Source organism: Desulfosarcina sp. BuS5, from assembly GCF_028752835.1.
Taxonomy (GTDB): Bacteria; Desulfobacterota; Desulfobacteria; order Desulfobacterales; family BuS5; genus BuS5.
Genome location: NZ_CP087952.1, coordinates 255,633 through 273,162, shown reverse-complemented (window position 1 = coordinate 273,162; position 17,530 = coordinate 255,633). Strand labels below are relative to the sequence as shown.

13 protein-coding genes are annotated in these 17,530 nt (G+C 41.0%); 3 read left to right on the top strand and 10 right to left on the bottom strand.

Annotation, left to right across the window (positions count from 1 at the left end; all coding sequences use genetic code 11):
* Nucleotides 1-2: 2 nt before the first annotated feature.
* The 3 genes from cbiD (at nucleotide 3) to cobM (ending at nucleotide 3,463) form a co-directional block, all read left to right on the top strand.
* Nucleotides 3-1,118: a cobalt-precorrin-5B (C(1))-methyltransferase CbiD gene (gene cbiD / locus BuS5_RS01315; protein WP_027352689.1), complete on the top strand. Its 1,116-nt coding sequence runs from the start codon at nucleotides 3-5 to the stop codon at nucleotides 1,116-1,118.
* A 325-nt stretch (nucleotides 1,119-1,443) separates the two neighbouring features.
* Nucleotides 1,444-2,685 (top strand): precorrin-6y C5,15-methyltransferase (decarboxylating) subunit CbiE, encoded by a 1,242-nt coding sequence (gene cbiE, locus BuS5_RS01310; protein ID WP_027352690.1) that lies wholly within the window; start codon nucleotides 1,444-1,446, stop codon nucleotides 2,683-2,685.
* A 1-nt stretch (nucleotide 2,686) separates the two neighbouring features.
* The gene (gene cobM / locus BuS5_RS01305; RefSeq protein WP_027352691.1) at nucleotides 2,687-3,463 is read left to right on the top strand and encodes a precorrin-4 C(11)-methyltransferase; all 777 of its coding nucleotides are present in this window, start codon (nucleotides 2,687-2,689) and stop codon (nucleotides 3,461-3,463) included.
* Nucleotides 3,464-3,517: 54 nt separating this feature from the next.
* On the opposite strand, the gene BuS5_RS01300 is transcribed toward cobM, so the two are convergent.
* From BuS5_RS01300 to thiS, 10 genes are all read right to left on the bottom strand, one after another.
* Nucleotides 3,518-7,309, bottom strand: coding sequence for an SIS domain-containing protein (locus BuS5_RS01300; RefSeq protein ID WP_051374510.1), 3,792 nt, complete (start codon nucleotides 7,307-7,309; stop codon nucleotides 3,518-3,520).
* Between the two features lie 10 nt (nucleotides 7,310-7,319).
* On the bottom strand, nucleotides 7,320-8,738 hold the full coding sequence (locus tag BuS5_RS01295; RefSeq protein WP_051374511.1) for a penicillin-binding transpeptidase domain-containing protein: 1,419 nt from the start codon (nucleotides 8,736-8,738) through the stop codon (nucleotides 7,320-7,322).
* A complete protein-coding gene (gene metG / locus BuS5_RS01290) occupies nucleotides 8,735-10,300 on the bottom strand; it encodes a methionine--tRNA ligase (RefSeq protein ID WP_084445525.1) in 1,566 nt (521 codons plus the stop codon). The genes BuS5_RS01295 and metG overlap by 4 nt, the downstream gene beginning before the upstream one ends.
* 11 nt (nucleotides 10,301-10,311) lie before the next feature.
* Nucleotides 10,312-11,109 (bottom strand): PSP1 domain-containing protein, encoded by a 798-nt coding sequence (locus BuS5_RS01285; RefSeq protein ID WP_027352694.1) that lies wholly within the window; start codon nucleotides 11,107-11,109, stop codon nucleotides 10,312-10,314.
* 46 nt (nucleotides 11,110-11,155) lie between these two features.
* Nucleotides 11,156-12,223, bottom strand: a complete 1,068-nt coding sequence (gene holB, locus BuS5_RS01280) for a DNA polymerase III subunit delta' (RefSeq protein ID WP_027352695.1) — start codon at nucleotides 12,221-12,223, stop codon at nucleotides 11,156-11,158.
* A gap of 3 nt (nucleotides 12,224-12,226) precedes the next feature.
* Nucleotides 12,227-12,502 (bottom strand): HU family DNA-binding protein, encoded by a 276-nt coding sequence (locus BuS5_RS01275; RefSeq protein WP_027352696.1) that lies wholly within the window; start codon nucleotides 12,500-12,502, stop codon nucleotides 12,227-12,229.
* 108 nt (nucleotides 12,503-12,610) lie between these two features.
* Nucleotides 12,611-13,135 carry a UpxY family transcription antiterminator gene (locus BuS5_RS01270; RefSeq protein WP_027352697.1) on the bottom strand — a complete coding sequence of 175 codons (525 nt, stop codon included), beginning with the start codon at nucleotides 13,133-13,135 and terminating at the stop codon, nucleotides 12,611-12,613.
* A gap of 5 nt (nucleotides 13,136-13,140) precedes the next feature.
* Nucleotides 13,141-15,471 carry an LPS-assembly protein LptD gene (locus BuS5_RS01265; RefSeq protein WP_051374512.1) on the bottom strand — a complete coding sequence of 777 codons (2,331 nt, stop codon included), beginning with the start codon at nucleotides 15,469-15,471 and terminating at the stop codon, nucleotides 13,141-13,143.
* 1,202 nt (nucleotides 15,472-16,673) lie between these two features.
* On the bottom strand, nucleotides 16,674-17,327 hold the full coding sequence (gene thiE, locus BuS5_RS01260; RefSeq protein WP_027352699.1) for a thiamine phosphate synthase: 654 nt from the start codon (nucleotides 17,325-17,327) through the stop codon (nucleotides 16,674-16,676).
* Nucleotides 17,324-17,530, bottom strand: coding sequence for a sulfur carrier protein ThiS (thiS, locus tag BuS5_RS01255; RefSeq protein WP_051374513.1), 207 nt, complete (start codon nucleotides 17,528-17,530; stop codon nucleotides 17,324-17,326). The genes thiE and thiS overlap by 4 nt, the downstream gene beginning before the upstream one ends.

The following is a 17,530-nucleotide window of genomic DNA, read 5'->3' as shown; positions in this document are numbered from 1 at the left end:
GGATGAAGACTGAACAACGAAAATCAAAAAAAAAGAGACTCAAATCAGGTTTTACAACCGGAACAGCAGCCGCAGCCGCAGCCAAAGGCGCCCTTGCCTTAATACTTGAAAAAAAAATCCCGGCAAGTGTAAGGATAAGACTCCTTACAGGAGATTATATCAACATAAAAATAGAAAGGTGCGTTTTAAAAAAATCAAATACTGCTGAATGCATAGTAATTAAAGATGCAGGAGACGATCCGGACATAACCCACAGAGCGGAAATCGGAGCAATAGTATCTATTGATAAAGAAAAAGCCGGCCGAATCCATATTGCAGGCGGCCGGGGCGTGGGAAAGGTTACCAAGCCGGGGCTTGAGATACCGCCCGGAGAGCATGCCATAAATCCCGGGCCTCTAAAAATGATAATAGAAGCATCAAAAGATATGCTGATCAGGCACAAAATAAGGAATAATCTTAAGGTCAGCATCTTTGTGCCCCAGGGAGAAGAGCTTGCCAAAAAAACATTAAATGCCAGGCTCGGAATCCTGGGGGGTATTTCCATCCTCGGCACTACCGGCATAGCAAGACCCTTGTCCCATGATGCCTATATTGCAACAATAAAATCATCAATTTCCGTAGCGAATGCAGTCGGTTTAGATACTGTTATTCTGACCACAGGCAGGCGGAGTGAAAAATTGGCCCAGGCATTTATGCCCGATCTTGCTGAAGAGGCTTTTATACAAATAGGCGATTTTTTTGAAATGGCCATTAAAGCAGCTTCAGAAAAAAAATTAAAAACAGCCATTCTGGCAGTCTTTTTTGCCAAAGCAATAAAACAGGCCCAGGGGATTCCCCACACGCACGCTTCAAAAGCGGAATTAACATTGGAAAAGCTTGCGGAATGGTGTCTTGAAATTATCCCGAAACAGGAACAGGGTCAGGTGCTGGCCAAAAAGGTGCGCTCAGCCAATACTGCCCGTCATTCTTTTGACTTTATTTACCCGCAATATCCGGAAATAGTCGCCTACGTGGGCAAAAAAATGATACAATCGGCAAAAAAATTTTCAACCTCCGATATCCGGATAGAAAGTATAATTTTCGATTATAGCGGAAACGTAATTTTTGATTCCATGTAAGCCTTTACATGACCTGGGTTCCAGTGAGTTAATACCTTTGGCGAACTATTACTATTTAGTACCTTACTCCTGAAATCCTGTCATAAAAAACAAGAAAATTATAATGAAAAAGTAGCTACAAATTTTGTAGGTGGTTAATTTGATATCTTCTCCAGAATTATTTTGGTGGATTCGTCGCTTACGCTCCTTAATCCACCCTACAATCCTACCAACTTTATATAAAATGTGTAGGGTGGATTAAGCGTAGCGAATCCACCAAAAATTTCCCAAAACCTAAAACCCAAAACTGCGGCTTTGCCGCTTTAGGAATAAATTAGAACAACGCATGAAACCAATATCTGTTATAGGCATAGGACTTTCGCTGGATGATCTAACAGCCAGGCATCTCGAATTGATCAAGCAGGCTGATATACTCATCGGGGGCAAAAGACATCTTGATCATTTTAAAGATCTGCCTGCCCGGAAAAAAGATATCACCAAAAACTTAAAAAAGATTATAGACTTTATCAAGGATAGAATAGAAAACAGCGAAACAGGGCTCTCCATAGTTGTCCTTGCATCGGGAGATCCGCTCTATTTCGGCATAGGGTCTCTCTTGATCAGATCGATCGGCGCGGATATGATCAATATCTATCCGAATATTACATCCGTTGCGGCGGTATTTGCCCGTATCAAGGAACCCTGGCATGATGTTCATGTGATAAGCATGCATGGCAGGGAACAAAAAAACGCCCTCTTGTCCGCCCTCGCAAAAAAAGAAAAGATAGCTCTTTTTACAGATTCGAACAATAATCCCGCCATGGTCGCAAAGCTGCTGATGGAAAATAACTGCTCTGACTTTCAAATGTGTGTTCTCGAACAGCTCGGAACCCCCTACGAACATGTTGAATGGTATGAACTCGACAATGCAGTCGAAAAGACTTTTTCAGAGCCCAACATGGTTGTTTTAAAACGCAAGCCTGTAGATATGAATATCGAGCCGCCTGAAAGGCCCTATCTCGGCATGCCGGAGTCTTCTTTTGACCATAAGGATGGGCTGATTACCAAAGCAGAAGTAAGAGCAGTTGTTATTTCAAAACTCCGTCTTATGCCGGATAGTATATTGTGGGACTTAGGAGCCGGCAGCGGTTCAGTATCTATTGAATCATCCTGTTTTATTACAACCGGTGTAATATTTGCCCTGGAACAACATAAAGAAAGAATAATACAGATTCAGAATAATAAAAATCGCTATAATGTAAACAATCTTGAAATCATCAATACAAAACTGCCCATAGGGCTCGAAAATCTGCCGCGGCCGGATCGAATCTTTATGGGAGGAGGAGGCCGGGATTTGGGAAAAATAATAAAAGCAGCATCTTCCCGCCTCAAAGAAAATGGAATTATAGTCATCAACACGGTTTTAGTGCAGAATATTGAAGCTGCCCTGCAACCCCTGGAAAAGGCCGGATTTACAACTGATTTTATTCAGATCCAGGTAAATAATAGAAAAGATATGCCGTGGGGTGAAAGGCTGGAATCTCAAAATCCGGTATGGATAATAACCGGAAAACGCAAGGAGGCGTAACATGCCAAAAACCAATCCTGTAATTTTTGTCGGTGCCGGGCCGGGAGATCCTGAATTGATTACTGTTAAAGGACAGCGCGCTCTTATGAATGCCGATCTGGTTATTTATGCAGGCTCGCTTGTTCCGGAAAGCCTGTTAACATGGACTACCAAGGGAGTAAAAATTTTAAGCAGCGCCTCAATGCATCTTGCTGAAATAATAGAAGAGATTAAAAAATATTATTTAGATGGGAAAAATGTTGTGCGCCTGCATACCGGAGACCCCAGCCTTTATGGAGCCATTTTTGAACAGATGGCGGAATTGAAAAAAAAATCTATCGATTATATTGTTATACCCGGAGTTACGGCCGCCTTTGCGGCAGCCGCATCCATGGGCATAGAATATACCCTGCCGGAAATTTCACAAACTCTGATTCTAACACGTATGGAAGGCAGAACTCCGGTGCCGGAAGCCGAGGCTTTAGCCAAACTGGCAACCCATCAAGCATCCATGGTAATCTATCTCAGCATTACCATGATCGATAAAGTCTCTGAAATTTTAGAAAAAACTTATGGCGGGGAATGCGCCTGCGCAGTCGCTTTCAGGGTCAGCCAGCCGGAAGAAAAAATATTTTGCACCCAGGTGAAAGATCTTGCCCGGATTGTAAAAGAAAAAAAAATAACTCATCAAGCCTTAATCATTGTCGGCAAAGCACTTAACGTAAGCCTTGACCAGTTAAAGTACAAATCCAAACTTTATGACAAAAAATTCCAGCATGGCTACAGAGGCCTGGAGTAAATACGTCCCACACTAAAACTGCAATTGACAATTGCAAAAAGATGAGCCGGAATTTTATATTAAACTGGCTGCTATATATTCACCGATCTTTTCAGCAGATCGTCCGAAAAGTCTGTCTGTCTCTACCATCTCGATATATTTATCATCCCAGAGCAGGCTGTTTTCCTGAACAATGTTCTTTATATGCTGATATTTTCCCCCCAGGGCCTTTATCTTTACAGGAAGAGGAATATTCTCTTTAAAGGAAATATGCAGCAACAGCAGGCATTCTATGATATTGGGCATATCGGAAGATGCCGACAGCACCGGGATAATTATTATGTTCCGGTCGTCTTTTCTGCCTTTTCCAATATAAACATTGCTCTGTCTGACAATTATCTCTTTTGTTCCCCGAAGCAACTTATGTTTTTCCACACGGGATGGAAACGGGGCTAAAGATCCTTCCTTTCTGATTATCTCTATGGTTGTATTATCAGCAGGTTCTCCCAGGAGAGTCAAGCCGGATATCCTGTACAGAATGGCGCCATTAATTTTAGAAACAATATCCTGAAGATTTCTCAGTACCAGAACATTTCTGTTTAAAATTTGCGAAATTCTCAAACCGTATGAGTTTAACGTATCAAAAAGAATACCCCCAACCTTTGTGCTTATGCGGCTTGTTCCTACGGTAACGGTTTTGGCCTGATGTTTTATCGCGTCAACCGGACGGGACATGGCGTTGATCGAGTTACCCAGGCAACTGAAGAGAATGTCGAGCATGTTCAGGGCCGTTCCCTTTTGCCCAAAGTCTATTTCAAAATCTGATACAGGCAGACGTCCTGACAGATATTTCAGGATAAGGATAAGATCCGACGAATTTGTTATGGCGGTGGGACATTCAGTTTTTGTCCTCATCTCCCTGAATTCATTGTAAAAAAGAACTATCCTTTCCCTGAACCTGTTTTCCAGGATTATCTCATAACCATTAAAGCCGTCCTGGGTGTAGCCGTCTATTATTTCCTGAAGCTCTTTCCTGAAGGTATGTAGAAATTTAGAACCTTCATTTATAGCCAGTGCCGCATAATATCCCCATATATGACCTACCAGGGTATTTACAATAGGGGCAAAATGCTGTTTTACAGCCGGAACGTAAAAGACATCTTCAGCATAAGGTTCAAAATCGGTTTCACCCTCATCCGCAATTATAACCGGAGCAGCCTTATGCGCGTGAAATATGGCGGTATCTTTGACAATATCTCCGATAACGCTATCATTTGCGCCGGCAGCACAAACAATTATCAAAGGCTCGGATGAAAGATCTATATGTTTTTTGTCCTCTACAAAATCAGATGATATGGTTTTATAACATAATTCACTAAGTTTAATCCTGATTTCATCCGCAGAAACCTTGTTCGGCCCGCTCCCGACCGCAGCCCAGTAAATTCTGGTGGAAGCCAGCCTTCGGGCTGATTCCCCGATTTCGTCTTTCTTGGAAAGAATCTCCCGCATCCGATCAGGAAGTTTAAGCATCTCTTTAATCTCGGAGTCAATGAACTCGGCATCCCGCTTTCCTTTCAACCGGGCAATATTAAGCCCCAGGAGGGCTCCGGCGATAATCTGGGAATAGAAGGCCTTGGTCGAGGCAACGGACATCTCTATATCCCGACCGCTGCTGGTGTACATAACTCCATCTACTTTAAAAGTAAGATCCGAATCTCTCCTGTTTACAATGCCGAGTGTATGAGCGCCTCTCTCCCTGACCATATCAATAGCCCGATTGGTGTCCGTTGTGGTGCCGGACTGGCTTATGGCAACAACCAGAGCATCAGCCATGCTCTTGGCATCATCATAATCATTCAACGTAAAGCCGCTAAGTTCGGATGCTTTAAGAGCCCCTACATAGAGGGCGGGATCTCTCATATAATAATTCAGGATATCGGAACATGCCTGGGCAGCCACTCCGGCTGTGCCCTGCCCCACAAAAAAAATCCTTCTTATGTCAGTTTCGTCGCTATTTATACCGGCTAAAGCATCTTTTAAAGATTCTGGGAATACTGTTTCATCCAGCGCCAGGATATACCGCCCGGTCTCATGCTCATCTATTTTCCATCTATTAAGAAGGGTCCTTTCAACAGAAACCGGTGATTCGGAGATTTCTTTCAGAAAATAATGTGAAAACCCCTGACGATCAATATCCCTTGATGTGATTTCCGTATATTTGATATCATCCTCACCAAGGTTAACAGACGTTCCATCATAAAACATGGCATCAATACCGTCCAGTCCTCCCGGGGACTCCTGGTTCAGCACAAAGATCTGTCCCTGGACAGGGCCGTTTTTGCCGGCCACAACCTTTTCTCCGTCCATCTTCAGGTAGCAGGAAGTCTCTTCTATAAATCCATACACCTCTGACGTGGAAATATAGTGATTATCGGCAAGCCCTATAAAAATAGCCTGGCCGCTCCCTCTTTGAGCCAGAAAAAGCTTGCCCGGCGCAAGATCGGTATGCATGGATATTGCGTGTGAGCCTTCAAAATCATTAACCGCCATGCGAAAAGCTTCATAAACATCCAGGCCCCGGTTTAAATATTTTTTTATCTGCAGGGGTATAATCTTGGTATCTGTCGTTATATCTTGATGAATAGAATCTCCACTTTCCTCATACTCATCTTTTAAAATTCTGTAATTATCGATATCTCCGTTAAGACAAACATGGATGATACCGCAACCTGGATTCTTGCCGCCCATTGTCTTGTTATCAACCGGATGACAATTCGGTTCGCTTATTGCGCCTATGGATGCCCAGCGTGTATGAGCCGAAACAGTATTATATTTACATGAAAAACCGGAAAGAACCTGGAGAATGGAATCTTCCCTTACCTGGCTGCGGATAAAATTAATATTATCGCCCAGGCTGCCGATCTCGGCAGCGATTTTATATGTAATTATTACAGCAACCGTACTATTTTTTTCGTTATTCCCGTTTTCACTTATACTGATACTCCTGTTAACAAGGAGATCATCTTCGGAACGTTTTTCAAACTCCGATATTAAATTTTCACCTGATTTTTCATCTTGATTACTCTTCCGGATGGCTTCAAGAAAGAGTTCATATTCATTCTTTTCCAGAACAAATAACAGGGATATGCCTGCGGAATCGCGGCCTCTCACCTCCAGGCAATCGATGCTGCCAAGGACTGCATTGATTTTTTTAAAGATTACCAGGGTTGATGAAGAAGGTTCAGTTTTATTATTTTGTAATAAATTCCCAACTTTTTTTATATTTCCCAAAATTTCTTTATCAAGGCACCAGGCCGCATCCCGCAACCCCTCCAGACACCCTGAGGCGGCATCCAGTTCTGTCGCGCTTAGCAGTCCCATTCGGACTGTTAATTCTTTGGTTTCATGCTCTATAACATCGTTAAGGAGTTGACTTACATCCGCCATATCATCCTGTAAAGCATGATCAAGAAAAATTTTATAAAACAGGTGATCCTGCTTTAAAACACGAACTTCCAGTAACAGGGATTCTATAAAATCTTTCCCTCCGAGATAATAATTTTCAAGGGAAAGATTTCTCTCTTTACAAAATTCAATCGATTTTTCTGAAGTTGTCGCCGCCATTTCTTTGAGAAGTGTAATATTTACGCCTGAAGCAGAGGTTTTATTGCTGACAAAAGAGACTATCCCGGCCAGACCGCAGCAAAGCATGTTGCAATGACAGGGAAATAGAACAATCGCTGAATGTTTCTCCCTGTTTTTGATGCTGCCGGGACTGATGCCGAAATATAAATCAGCCTTAAAATAAGGTTGCAAAAATTCATAAACAGGGTAAACAAACCTGACGATCATATTAAAAAATTTCATGATGCGATCCTTAACTCTTTCCCACCGGTTTTTCATGCTTATGCTGGTTTTTTGCAAAATAATCGCGGAAAAACTCTTTCATAATCAAACGGGCGTACTGGCTTGCCCTCGTGCCGATATATTTTTCATGCGCCACAACTACAGATATCGCTATTTTTTCGGGACCGTCTTTTTCCTCGGCAAAACCTATGAACCAGTCGTACCTGGCATCATGGGTTCTATTATCAATGGTGCCGGTCTTCCCCCCGATATTCAGTTTCGATAGCACCCGATCTTTTTTGTATCCCCTGAAACTTTTCCGGCAAGTTCCGGACCGGATGGTAGTCTCCATCAAATTGGTTAAGGCTCTTGATGTTGCCGGCTTAATTGAGTGCCTTACCAAAGTCACCTGATTTCTGTAAATGGTACGATCTTTCGCATCGGCTATCCTGTCTACTATTGTAGGCTCCACCAGTTCACCATTATTGATTATCACGGATGCTATCAGGGCGCCATGGATTGGAGATATCCTGGTATCCCTGTTAAAACCGGATGCAATTTCCGCCCAATTATATGGATCATCAGATATATGCATAAGGCTTTCCGACATATTAATCTCAAAACCTATTTGATTGTTAAAGCCAAAAGAATCCGCATATTCTTCCAAAGCATTTTTTCCTATATAAATAGCTCCAAGTTTGCCGAAAACAGGATTAACAGACTGCGCAAATGAATTCTTTAAGGTTATACGATTAGTATATTTGTTTGTCCGCTCTTTAAGCTGTAATTTGTATAGAGTATGCTTCTTGCCATTATACTTGAATCCGGATTGCGCTGAAAAACCGCACTTTTCAATCGCCGCTGCAGCAGTTACTATTTTAAAAATACTTGCTGCAGGGAACCTGTTATCCAGGCAAGGGTTGCCGGATGGGTCGGTTTTATCATAACCGGCCATGGTTAAAATCCTGCCTGTTAAAGGATCCATTGTTACAATACCGATGTAACGGGAAGTAGATCTTTTCATCTTTTTCAGGATAAATTGCTGCAAGGGAATGTCGATGGAAGTATCTGCTCTCAACTCAATTCCGTTGGAAATAATTTTTAGGCTTTTATCTTGTATATTAACAAAATCCCTGCCGCTGATCATGCTCTGGATTTCTTCTTTTTGCAAAAATTCTTTGGCATCATTGTTGCTGGTTTCACCCCTTGCCCCTTTCGCGGCAAGCTTTGAGATATCATTATTATGTGCCTCGGCATGATCGCGGTCCGATCCTGCGAACCCGGAGATGATTCCGTATACCATAAGAAATGCACAAAAAGATGCTGCGGTCAATTTTATGGCAATTCGGAAAAACCTGCTTCTCCTGGCAGCCTTTTTCAAATTATCCTGGTAATCCCTCCAGCCTGGTATTTTGGCCGCGGGGACTCTATATTTGATATTTTTTTTCATTCTATTTTTTTTATATCGATTCTTGGAAACAGCCGGACTGATTTTAAAAGTTTTGTTCCAGGCTTAAGCAGGCCCCAGACATTCAGTAAAGCCATATGGTAAAACCTGTTATCAGATTCCAAATCAGGTTCAATGCCAAGATGGTTCTGCATTTTTTCTGCTGTCTCAGGCATAACAGGATATATGAGGCCTGATATTATTCGGAGGCCTTCCAGCAGGTTATAAATAACAACTTCCAGCTCATTTCTTTGAGATTTTTTCTTTGCCAGTTCCCATGGAGAAGCGGCATCAATATATCGATTCATCCGGCTGATAAACTCCCATACATTTGCCAGGGCTTTATGAAAGGCAAAGTCCTCCATAGCACTTTCAAACTTTTCTGCTGCTTCCCGGGCGGAAGTTTTTAAATCCTGATGGAATTGCTCATCTATTTCAGGATCAGGTTCAGGAATTATCCCGTCAAAATATTTATGCGCCATGGATATAACTCTTGAAAACAGGTTCCCGAGATCGTTGGCAAGATCGGCATTAATCCGTTGAACCAAAGCCTCTTCTGAAAAATTTGAGTCAAGTCCAAAGGCCATATCCCGCATTAAAAAAAACCTGAAAGAATCGAGCCCGTATTTTTCCTTTATATGAAGAGGCTCAACAACATTTCCGATGCTCTTGGACATTTTGTTTTTGTCAATATTCCAGTATCCATGCACATTAAGGTGCTTATATATCTCAATTCCGGCCGCCTTAAGCATAATCGGCCAGTAAATACCATGTGGTTTTAATATATCTTTCGCAACCACATGCTGCGCAACAGGCCAGAATTTTTTAAAAAGATCTCCATCAGGATACCCCAAGGCAGAGATATAGTTCAAGAGAGCATCAAACCAGACATATGTAACGTAGTTATTATCAAACGGCAGCCGTATACCCCATTGTAACCGTGTTGTAGGTCTGGATATGCACAGATCTTCAAGGGGTTCTTTTAAAAACGCAAGCACTTCGCTGCTGTATCGTCGCGGACGTATAAAATCCGGGTTGCTCTTTATATGATCTATGAGCCAATCTTGATACCGGCTCATCCTGAAAAAATAGTTCGATTCCTTTATAAGTTCGGGTTCTGTGTGGTGATCGGGACATTTGCCGTCCACAAGTTCACGCTCGGTATAGAATTGTTCACATCCAAAACAGTATAACCCTTCATATTCATGGAAATAAATATCCCCGGCATCATAAATTTTTTGCAGAATTTGCTCAACCAGGGCAATATGCGATTTATCAGTTGTTCTGATAAAATAATCATAACCGATATTGAGCTCCGGCCAGAGATCCCTGAAAAATTCGCTGATACTGTCCACATAAGCGCGAACGCTTAAGTTTGCTTCTTTTGCAGCCCGTTCTATCTTGTCTCCATGCTCATCGGTGCCGGTAAGGAAAAATGTCTCTTTCCCGCACATTGAGTTAAAACGGCATGCTGTATCCACTGCAATTGTTGTATAGGCATGGCCCAGATGCGGTCGTGCATTCACATAATAGATAGGCGTTGTTATATAAAACTGTCCGGTCATCATTTCTCCTGCTATTCTCTTTTAATATCCTTTAATTCATATTCCGCAATAGAATCCTTATCTATCCGCACAGTCAACCGGTCACAGATTACATTATGCCGTATTACCTTACCTTTACCATCAGGGGTTATGACATTTTTACCTATGGCCGGGAATTTTTTTTTAAGCTGCCGGTAGGTATCATTCTCAAAAGTAAGACAGCACATCAGTCTTCCGCACTGTCCTGAAATTTTTGTAGGATTTAATGAAAGAGACTGCTCCTTTGCCATGCGTATGGAAACAGGAACAAATTTATCCATAAATGCCGAACAGCAGATTTCACGTCCGCACCTTCCCAACCCACCACACATCTTCGCCTGGTTTCGTATTCCAACCTGACGCATAGAGATTCTTACATGGAACTTTTTGATCAGCACCTTGACCAGTTTTCGAAAATCGACCCGGCCTTCAGCAGTAAAAAAAAAAATCAGTTTAGTCTCATCAAAAGTCGTCTCTACGGAAAAAAGACTCATTTTAAGCCCCAGTCTCTCTATACAGCTAATGCAGTAATCAAAAGCCCGTTTTTCAAAATCAAGATTTCTTTGCCTTTGTATAAAATCTTCCTCACCTGCGAGCCGGAACACCTTTTTCAAAGGCTTATCAAACGAATTTTCATCATAGGCCGCTGGAGAAACGGCTACATATCCGAAACCGAGGCCTTGCTCTGTCTCGACAATCACATAATCTCCATTATTCAATACAAAAGCTCCGCTGTCAAAGTTATAAACCTTTCCGGACGCTTTAAATTTAATTCCTACCATCTTGTTCATATGTTCAACTCCGATGGCTCATGTCCATCCATAAACAATGATTTGTTTATGCCCCGGCAAGCCTGAGCATCAATACATCCAGGGTCGTTCTTAAATTGGCATTGGCCTGGATATTTTTTTGGGCCTTATGAATGGCGTTAACTTTTGAATTTATTGATTTTATGGAAATTTTTTCAGAGGCAGATCTAATGCTCTTTATCATATCGGCATTAACAACCTTATCAGGAGAGTATTTATATATCGCAATATCTCTAAGCCATGTTTTAATCATTTCCAAAGACTCGAAGAGGAGCTCCTTGTTCCCTGATAATTTATTGGATAAAGCAAAAATCAGTCCATATGGCTCTGCAACAGCATCTGAAGGCTCACCGGTGAAACATTTCCGGGCAACATCATTAAGGAGCCACTTACGGTGGTTTATCCAGTTTACCCTGTTATTAGCACCCATTTTAAGCGCTTTTGAAAAACTGCCGTTCGCCAATGATGCAATAACCTTAGAGCTTTCAGGATCCAGCAAAAACTTTGCAACAAGCATTTCTGTAATGCTTGTTAAAGGAATCGGATTAAACCTGATATGCCGGCACCTTGATACAATGGTAGGTATAAGGTCGGATATCTGGTTGGCGGTAAGTATAAAAATTGTTCTTTCCGGCGGCTCCTCCAGTGACTTAAGAAGAGCATTGCCTGCTTCCGGTGTCATGCACTGCGCATCTGATATAATAACCATACGCATTTTTGCCTCGTATGGTTTCATGGCAATTATATCGCCAAGGTTACGAATCTGTTCAATCCTCATAAAAGCACCAACCGGTTTTATCAAAATTATATCCGGATGATTTGCTGACTCAATTTTCCTGCAAGATCTGCAACTGCCGCAAGGATTAATAAAAGAACCATCGCTTAATGCTGAAAAATCGGCTCCGGCCTGATCCCCGGTTATATGGCGTTTTTCCAAACAATTGCACAACATGGCAAAAGCTATGGCACAGTTTTTTTTCCCAACGCCCTCAATTCCGGTAAATAGTAACGCATGGGGCACAGCTCCTTTTTGAAACAGAGAGGTCAAAATTCTAATAGGCTGCTTCTGATCCGATATCGACTCAAATCCAGGCACAAATTAAGTATCCACCCTTTCTTTGAGTTCTTTACCAGCCTTAAAAAAAGGAAGCCTTTTAGGTTTTATCGTAACTTTCTTACCTGTCTTGGGATTCCTTCCCGTATAGGTTTTGTACTTTTTGACGAAAAAACTGCATAAACCGCGTATCTCTGCACGATCCTCATTTACCATGGCATCAGCCATTGAATCGAAAAAGATCTGAATAATACTGGATGCTTCCGCTTTAGAAATATTCGCTTCTGTTTTTAATGCGGTTATAAGCTCCAATTTGTTCATCTATCCTCCTCCATGTAAAAATTCGTATAATAATTCAAATATTGTTATATAAGTTTAATTTTATTAAACATAAGCTTCTGCTAAGTCAAGTTAATATCATAAAAGGTCTCATAATATTTCAGGAAGCTTCTCAATATCTTCTTGATTAATTTCTACGCTTGCAGATTGTCCAAGAGTATCAATATTAACCACAACCCTTCCCTGACCCTTGTAGCGAACAAAAATACCTGTCAGCCCGGCAAAGGGTCCGTACACAACTATCACCTTCTCGCCCTTCTTGATAATGTTGCCTGTAACAACTGTGGCATCGCAATTTACCATAATCTTAAGCGAATCAATATTTTCCTCGGGCACAGAAACAGGACCTTTCCTGTTACCCAGCAGACGAACCGCCCCGATTGTTTTTAAAATCTCAAGATGTTCCACAGGTCTAAGATCGGTCCTCACAAAAATATATCCGGGAAAAAGCGGAACATTTATCATGGCGTTTCTGTCGCGTCGTTTGCTCTTTACCTTTATTTTCGGGAGAAAAGATTCAAATGATTTTTTGCTCAGTCTATCATAAACAACATTTTCAAACCTGCTCCTTGTATGCAGGGAATACCATGAATAAACCAGTTTGCTTTCTTTCATATTATCTATTTTCTTTCAAATACGTTTTTGCCTCTTGCACCCATAATATCGCTCGTACCTATACCTCCCAGGCCGTAAAGATCAAACATTAATGCATACTCCAGATCACCGTCGTCACTGGTAAAGCCAAAATGAACGGCCCAGCACTGGGAAACATACATAAAGCCGACACCTGTTTTTATATTCTCCTTATAGCGCAGGTTTTCTTCATTTTCCAGGTATACCGAAAAACTGTCCGATAAATTAAGATAAAAATTCGTATAAATAGATTCGCTGTAATCTTTTGTATACCTGTACTCACAAAAAATTGCATCACCGCGATTATCGGATAATCTAGTCCTGAAATTAAATGACTCAAAAGCTCCATCATAAGGAGACCATTCAGAATCAGTGTTTATGGATAAATATTTATTCGGATCAAAATCAAGTTCTGCAAATATCGGTGAAAACGGCCGTTTCGTCGTTCTGTTGTCCCATCTGTCAGGATTATCCTCCCGCTCTTCATCGATATCAAAACTCTGTTCTAATTTAAATCTGCAGAACTCGCTGTAAGTATATTCCTGCGGTGCACTATCTTCCTTGTTGTTAATGGTTTTTTTTAATTTTTTTGATTTTGAAGTAAAAGTATTGGTTATTGAATATGTCAGAAGATTTTTTCTTTCTATCCGGTCAATGTAATCTAAATCAGGATATTTTTCCTGGGATTTGTCGGGGATATAGTCATAAACGATTTGCGGCCTGATCGTGTGCTTTATCTTTTCTATGGTTTCCCCATTGACCTGGAAGACATTATATAATTCCGTGGAAAGATCGAGCTTGATATCATAAATTTCTCTGAATTGTCTGTTTTGTTTATACTTTTCCGAATCATTATCCTCAAATTTACCAATATTCCAGTATGTTTCCCTAACACCTGCAGATGGTTCAAAAGAAAAGAAGTTTTTATACCTGAACGGCAAATAAAATCTTGGATGCACGTCTACCCTGTGACCGTTGGTACCATCTTCACTGTAAAAATATGAATATTGGGAGTCCATATTCCAATAAAACGGAGAATCTGATATCTGCTGTTTGGATGCATCAAAAGAGACATATGGAAGTCTCTGGAGAGTTGTATCTGTTTCATGACTGCGCCTTACTACCACATCATCGTACCATCGTAACTCGGTATTCAGGTTATACCTTGACCAGCGTTTATTTAAATTTAACCGGTTAATTCTCACAGGATCATCAGAATCATCCAGCTCTCTGCCAAAATTCCTGTTAAAATATCTTTTTGTTACGTTAAATCCTGTATACCCGTCCTCGAATTCCCGAAGATAATCCTGATCACTTACAATATCCAGATCCAGCCTGGCAAAAAATCCAAAGGGCATCTCCTGATCCAGCTTTGTCCTGAACCAGTAACGGTCGGAATTGGGACGAAATACGTCCGCTCCGTTATCATCATATCCCCAGTCATCACTCGAATTACCTGTACCGTCATCCACTTTCCTGTCATCCAGGAAATCATACATCAATGTTCCTTTAGACAAATTATTAAGCACATAACGATATTCAAGACCAAATTTATTTCCACGCTTACCCATGTAGTTATTATAAAAGGTGGCATCGGAATTCTCGTTTATGGCCCAAAAAAAAGGTTGCACATATTCAATCCCTTTGCGATCGGAATATCCCATTTCAGGAGTCAGCAGGCCGGACTGACGTTTTTTTTTAGCTGGAAAAAAGAAAAAAGGGGTATATATAACCGGTGTTTTTCCTGCCCATAAGGCCGCATGTTTAACGCTCCCATAGCCTTCGGCTGTCACCTTCAAATTCTTACCGGTTATTTTCCAGGCCGGAGCATCCCCGTCACAGGTTGTGATCGAGGCTGTATCGATCCTGTATGAATCTTCACCAATTTTCTCTATTTTGTCCCCTGTAATGTGGAAATGGTTGTCTGTCAAAAATATGGCGCCATTTGTCAATATGCCGGTTTCAGTTTCCATGTCCATTTCCATACTGCTGCCCGTCAACCAGTTTTTACCTGAACTCATGGTTACATGACCCGATGCATATGCTTTCATATTCCTGTGGTCAAAACGGACTCTATCGGCTGTCAACTTCCTGCCGGTTTTGCTTATGATAACCTGGCCCTCTGCAAAATACTGATCCGTCTTCTCATCATAACTTATCTCGTCGGCATCGATTTGCCATGGTTCATCAGGTTTGTCCTCGAATGCCCGCCCTAAAGTATCCGCAAAAGAAATAGAAGATATAAAAATAAATATAAGAATAAAGGCGGTGCAACAGGAGATGCCGGATCGGTTTATACTGTTTTTGAATATGTTCAATTGTTTTTTCCCAACTTAGACCTCGTTCATTAACTTAGCCTATCTTTCTGACTTTTTTTTACACAAAAACAAAGACAAATCGACATTTTTCATAAAAACAAAAAATATTGGTCTAATGATAACAGGCTGTTAAAATATTTGGGGGGTCAAAAATGATCAATATAGTGCCACAATGTGCTGTTGTGATATTTAGATGTCATTTTTTTATGTGCAACGGTTATCATATGTTTATCCGAAAAACAACGATCAAGAGTCGTAAAATCGGTGAACTGAAATGCGGGTGCAATACAAAAAAGTTACACAAATCAATATGGGTATTTCTTCCTCGGGCTGCCCTGAAAGGGCGATATATAAATGAGTCTCCATTAAAACTCGGGCATGAATTTTAATTCTTTGCTGTTGCTGCAGAAAATTCAACGAATCAATGACAATTCCGGCCTGTTTTACTCCTTCTTCAAGACAGCCATCAGAAAAATCAAAGGAATCAAATATTCCGGCTTTTACCAATAATCAGCAATTACCAACGTAAAGCGTTCTTTAGAGGATATCCTCATCAGCATCCAAATTGCCGGGAATTTATGTAATATAACTTACATTTCGCATCTTTAAAAGCACAATATATTGTGATGTTGACTGAAAATTTTACTATATAAAGTACAAACTAATTAATGAACTTTTCTAATAAAAAAGTGCTAATGTTTAGCATATCTATATATCGATATAACCCTTAAACCAAGACATAATATATAGTATTGTTAATTCAAAAAATATATGATTTAGGTGCGAAATGTAGAATATAATACTCTAAAAAAACAACAATAAACCATAAATGCCATATAAAAACTAAGGAATTCAGGGGACACCATACCTATATATTGAAATGAATCCAGTCAGGACAAAGCTTGTAAAAGATCGGGGTTGGTTCTAACTTCGGCCACTGCACATCCATAAAGAAGAAAAAAAAATGCTGATTATACCGTTAACCACTTGGTCATAAATATTTTTGAATTTTTTTTGATTGATTTCGAATTTTAATAGAAATATGCAGGAAACAAGGAAGGAGGGCGTACTGTAATACTACGACGACCGATAACGCAGTGAAATTATTTATATGACAATCTATAGATTGTTTTATTATAGTCCTGTGAGCAAAAGGGAATATAAATGATTCGATTGTGTCGACTGGTTGAACCCGAAATTCTTTATGGGGAAATCTTTAGAATCATCTCCCTCAATGCACGTACCCTATCTGCAATATCAGGGGCTCGGGTGATGCCGGTGACCATGGCAATACGCCTTGCTCCTTTTTCCAGAACGTCTTGAATATTCTTTTGATTGATTCCTCCCATTGTCGTAAAGGGTATCTTCAGTTTCGGGCTTATTTCCGCAATCGCATCCGGTCCCAGAAAACGGGTTAATTTTTTTTTTGTTTTTGTAGGAAAAACAGGTCCGATATTAACATAATCTGCTCCGTCTTTTTCTGCCCCCAGTGCTTCCTCCAGGCTGTGACTGGAAGCTCCCAGGAGAAGATCAGGCGCAATCTTTCTGGCGGCGCTGATGGGTAAATCATCCTGGCCGAGATGGACCCCGTCCGCTTCCGTGGCAAGGGCTATATCCAGATGGTCGTTTATAATAAGAAGTGCGTCATGAACGAGGGTCCGTTTTCTGAATTCCAGGGCAAGCTCGAAGATTTCCCTTTTTTCCCAGTCCTTTTCCCTGAGCTGAATAATTTTGGCTCCACCGGCCAGAACTGCGTCAAGAACCTTAATATTCGATCGTCCCCCTGACAGTTCCCGGCATGTTACCGGGTAAATATCTATCTTTTTAAATGCCTCCAGACGTTCCTTACGATTCATCCGCCACCCACAAATCTGATAAGTTCAAGTTCGTCATCGTTTACAAGGATTGTTTGCTCATATTTATTTTTATGTAACAGCTCCCTGTTAAGCTCCACAATTAAATTTTCCGCCGGAAGCTCCAGCATCAAAAGAAGAGACGAAATATCCAATGGCTTATCAAGCAGGCGCTCTTCACCATTCAGCTTTATTTTTATTTCCAT

What these genes read in the sequence shown, in the direction of transcription:
- cbiD (WP_027352689.1), top strand. Translation starts at nt 3, where the DNA reads ATGAAGACTGAACAACGAAAATCAAAAAAAAAGAGACTCAAATCAGGT.
- cbiE (WP_027352690.1), top strand. Translation starts at nt 1,444, where the DNA reads ATGAAACCAATATCTGTTATAGGCATAGGACTTTCGCTGGATGATCTA.
- cobM (WP_027352691.1), top strand. Translation starts at nt 2,687, where the DNA reads ATGCCAAAAACCAATCCTGTAATTTTTGTCGGTGCCGGGCCGGGAGAT.
- BuS5_RS01300 (WP_051374510.1), bottom strand. Translation starts at nt 7,309, where the DNA reads ATGAAATTTTTTAATATGATCGTCAGGTTTGTTTACCCTGTTTATGAA.
- BuS5_RS01295 (WP_051374511.1), bottom strand. Translation starts at nt 8,738, where the DNA reads ATGAAAAAAAATATCAAATATAGAGTCCCCGCGGCCAAAATACCAGGC.
- metG (WP_084445525.1), bottom strand. Translation starts at nt 10,300, where the DNA reads ATGACCGGACAGTTTTATATAACAACGCCTATCTATTATGTGAATGCA.
- BuS5_RS01285 (WP_027352694.1), bottom strand. Translation starts at nt 11,109, where the DNA reads ATGAACAAGATGGTAGGAATTAAATTTAAAGCGTCCGGAAAGGTTTAT.
- BuS5_RS01275 (WP_027352696.1), bottom strand. Translation starts at nt 12,502, where the DNA reads ATGAACAAATTGGAGCTTATAACCGCATTAAAAACAGAAGCGAATATT.
- BuS5_RS01270 (WP_027352697.1), bottom strand. Translation starts at nt 13,135, where the DNA reads ATGAAAGAAAGCAAACTGGTTTATTCATGGTATTCCCTGCATACAAGG.
- thiE (WP_027352699.1), bottom strand. Translation starts at nt 17,327, where the DNA reads ATGAATCGTAAGGAACGTCTGGAGGCATTTAAAAAGATAGATATTTAC.
- thiS (WP_051374513.1), bottom strand. Translation starts at nt 17,530, where the DNA reads ATGGAAATAAAAATAAAGCTGAATGGTGAAGAGCGCCTGCTTGATAAG.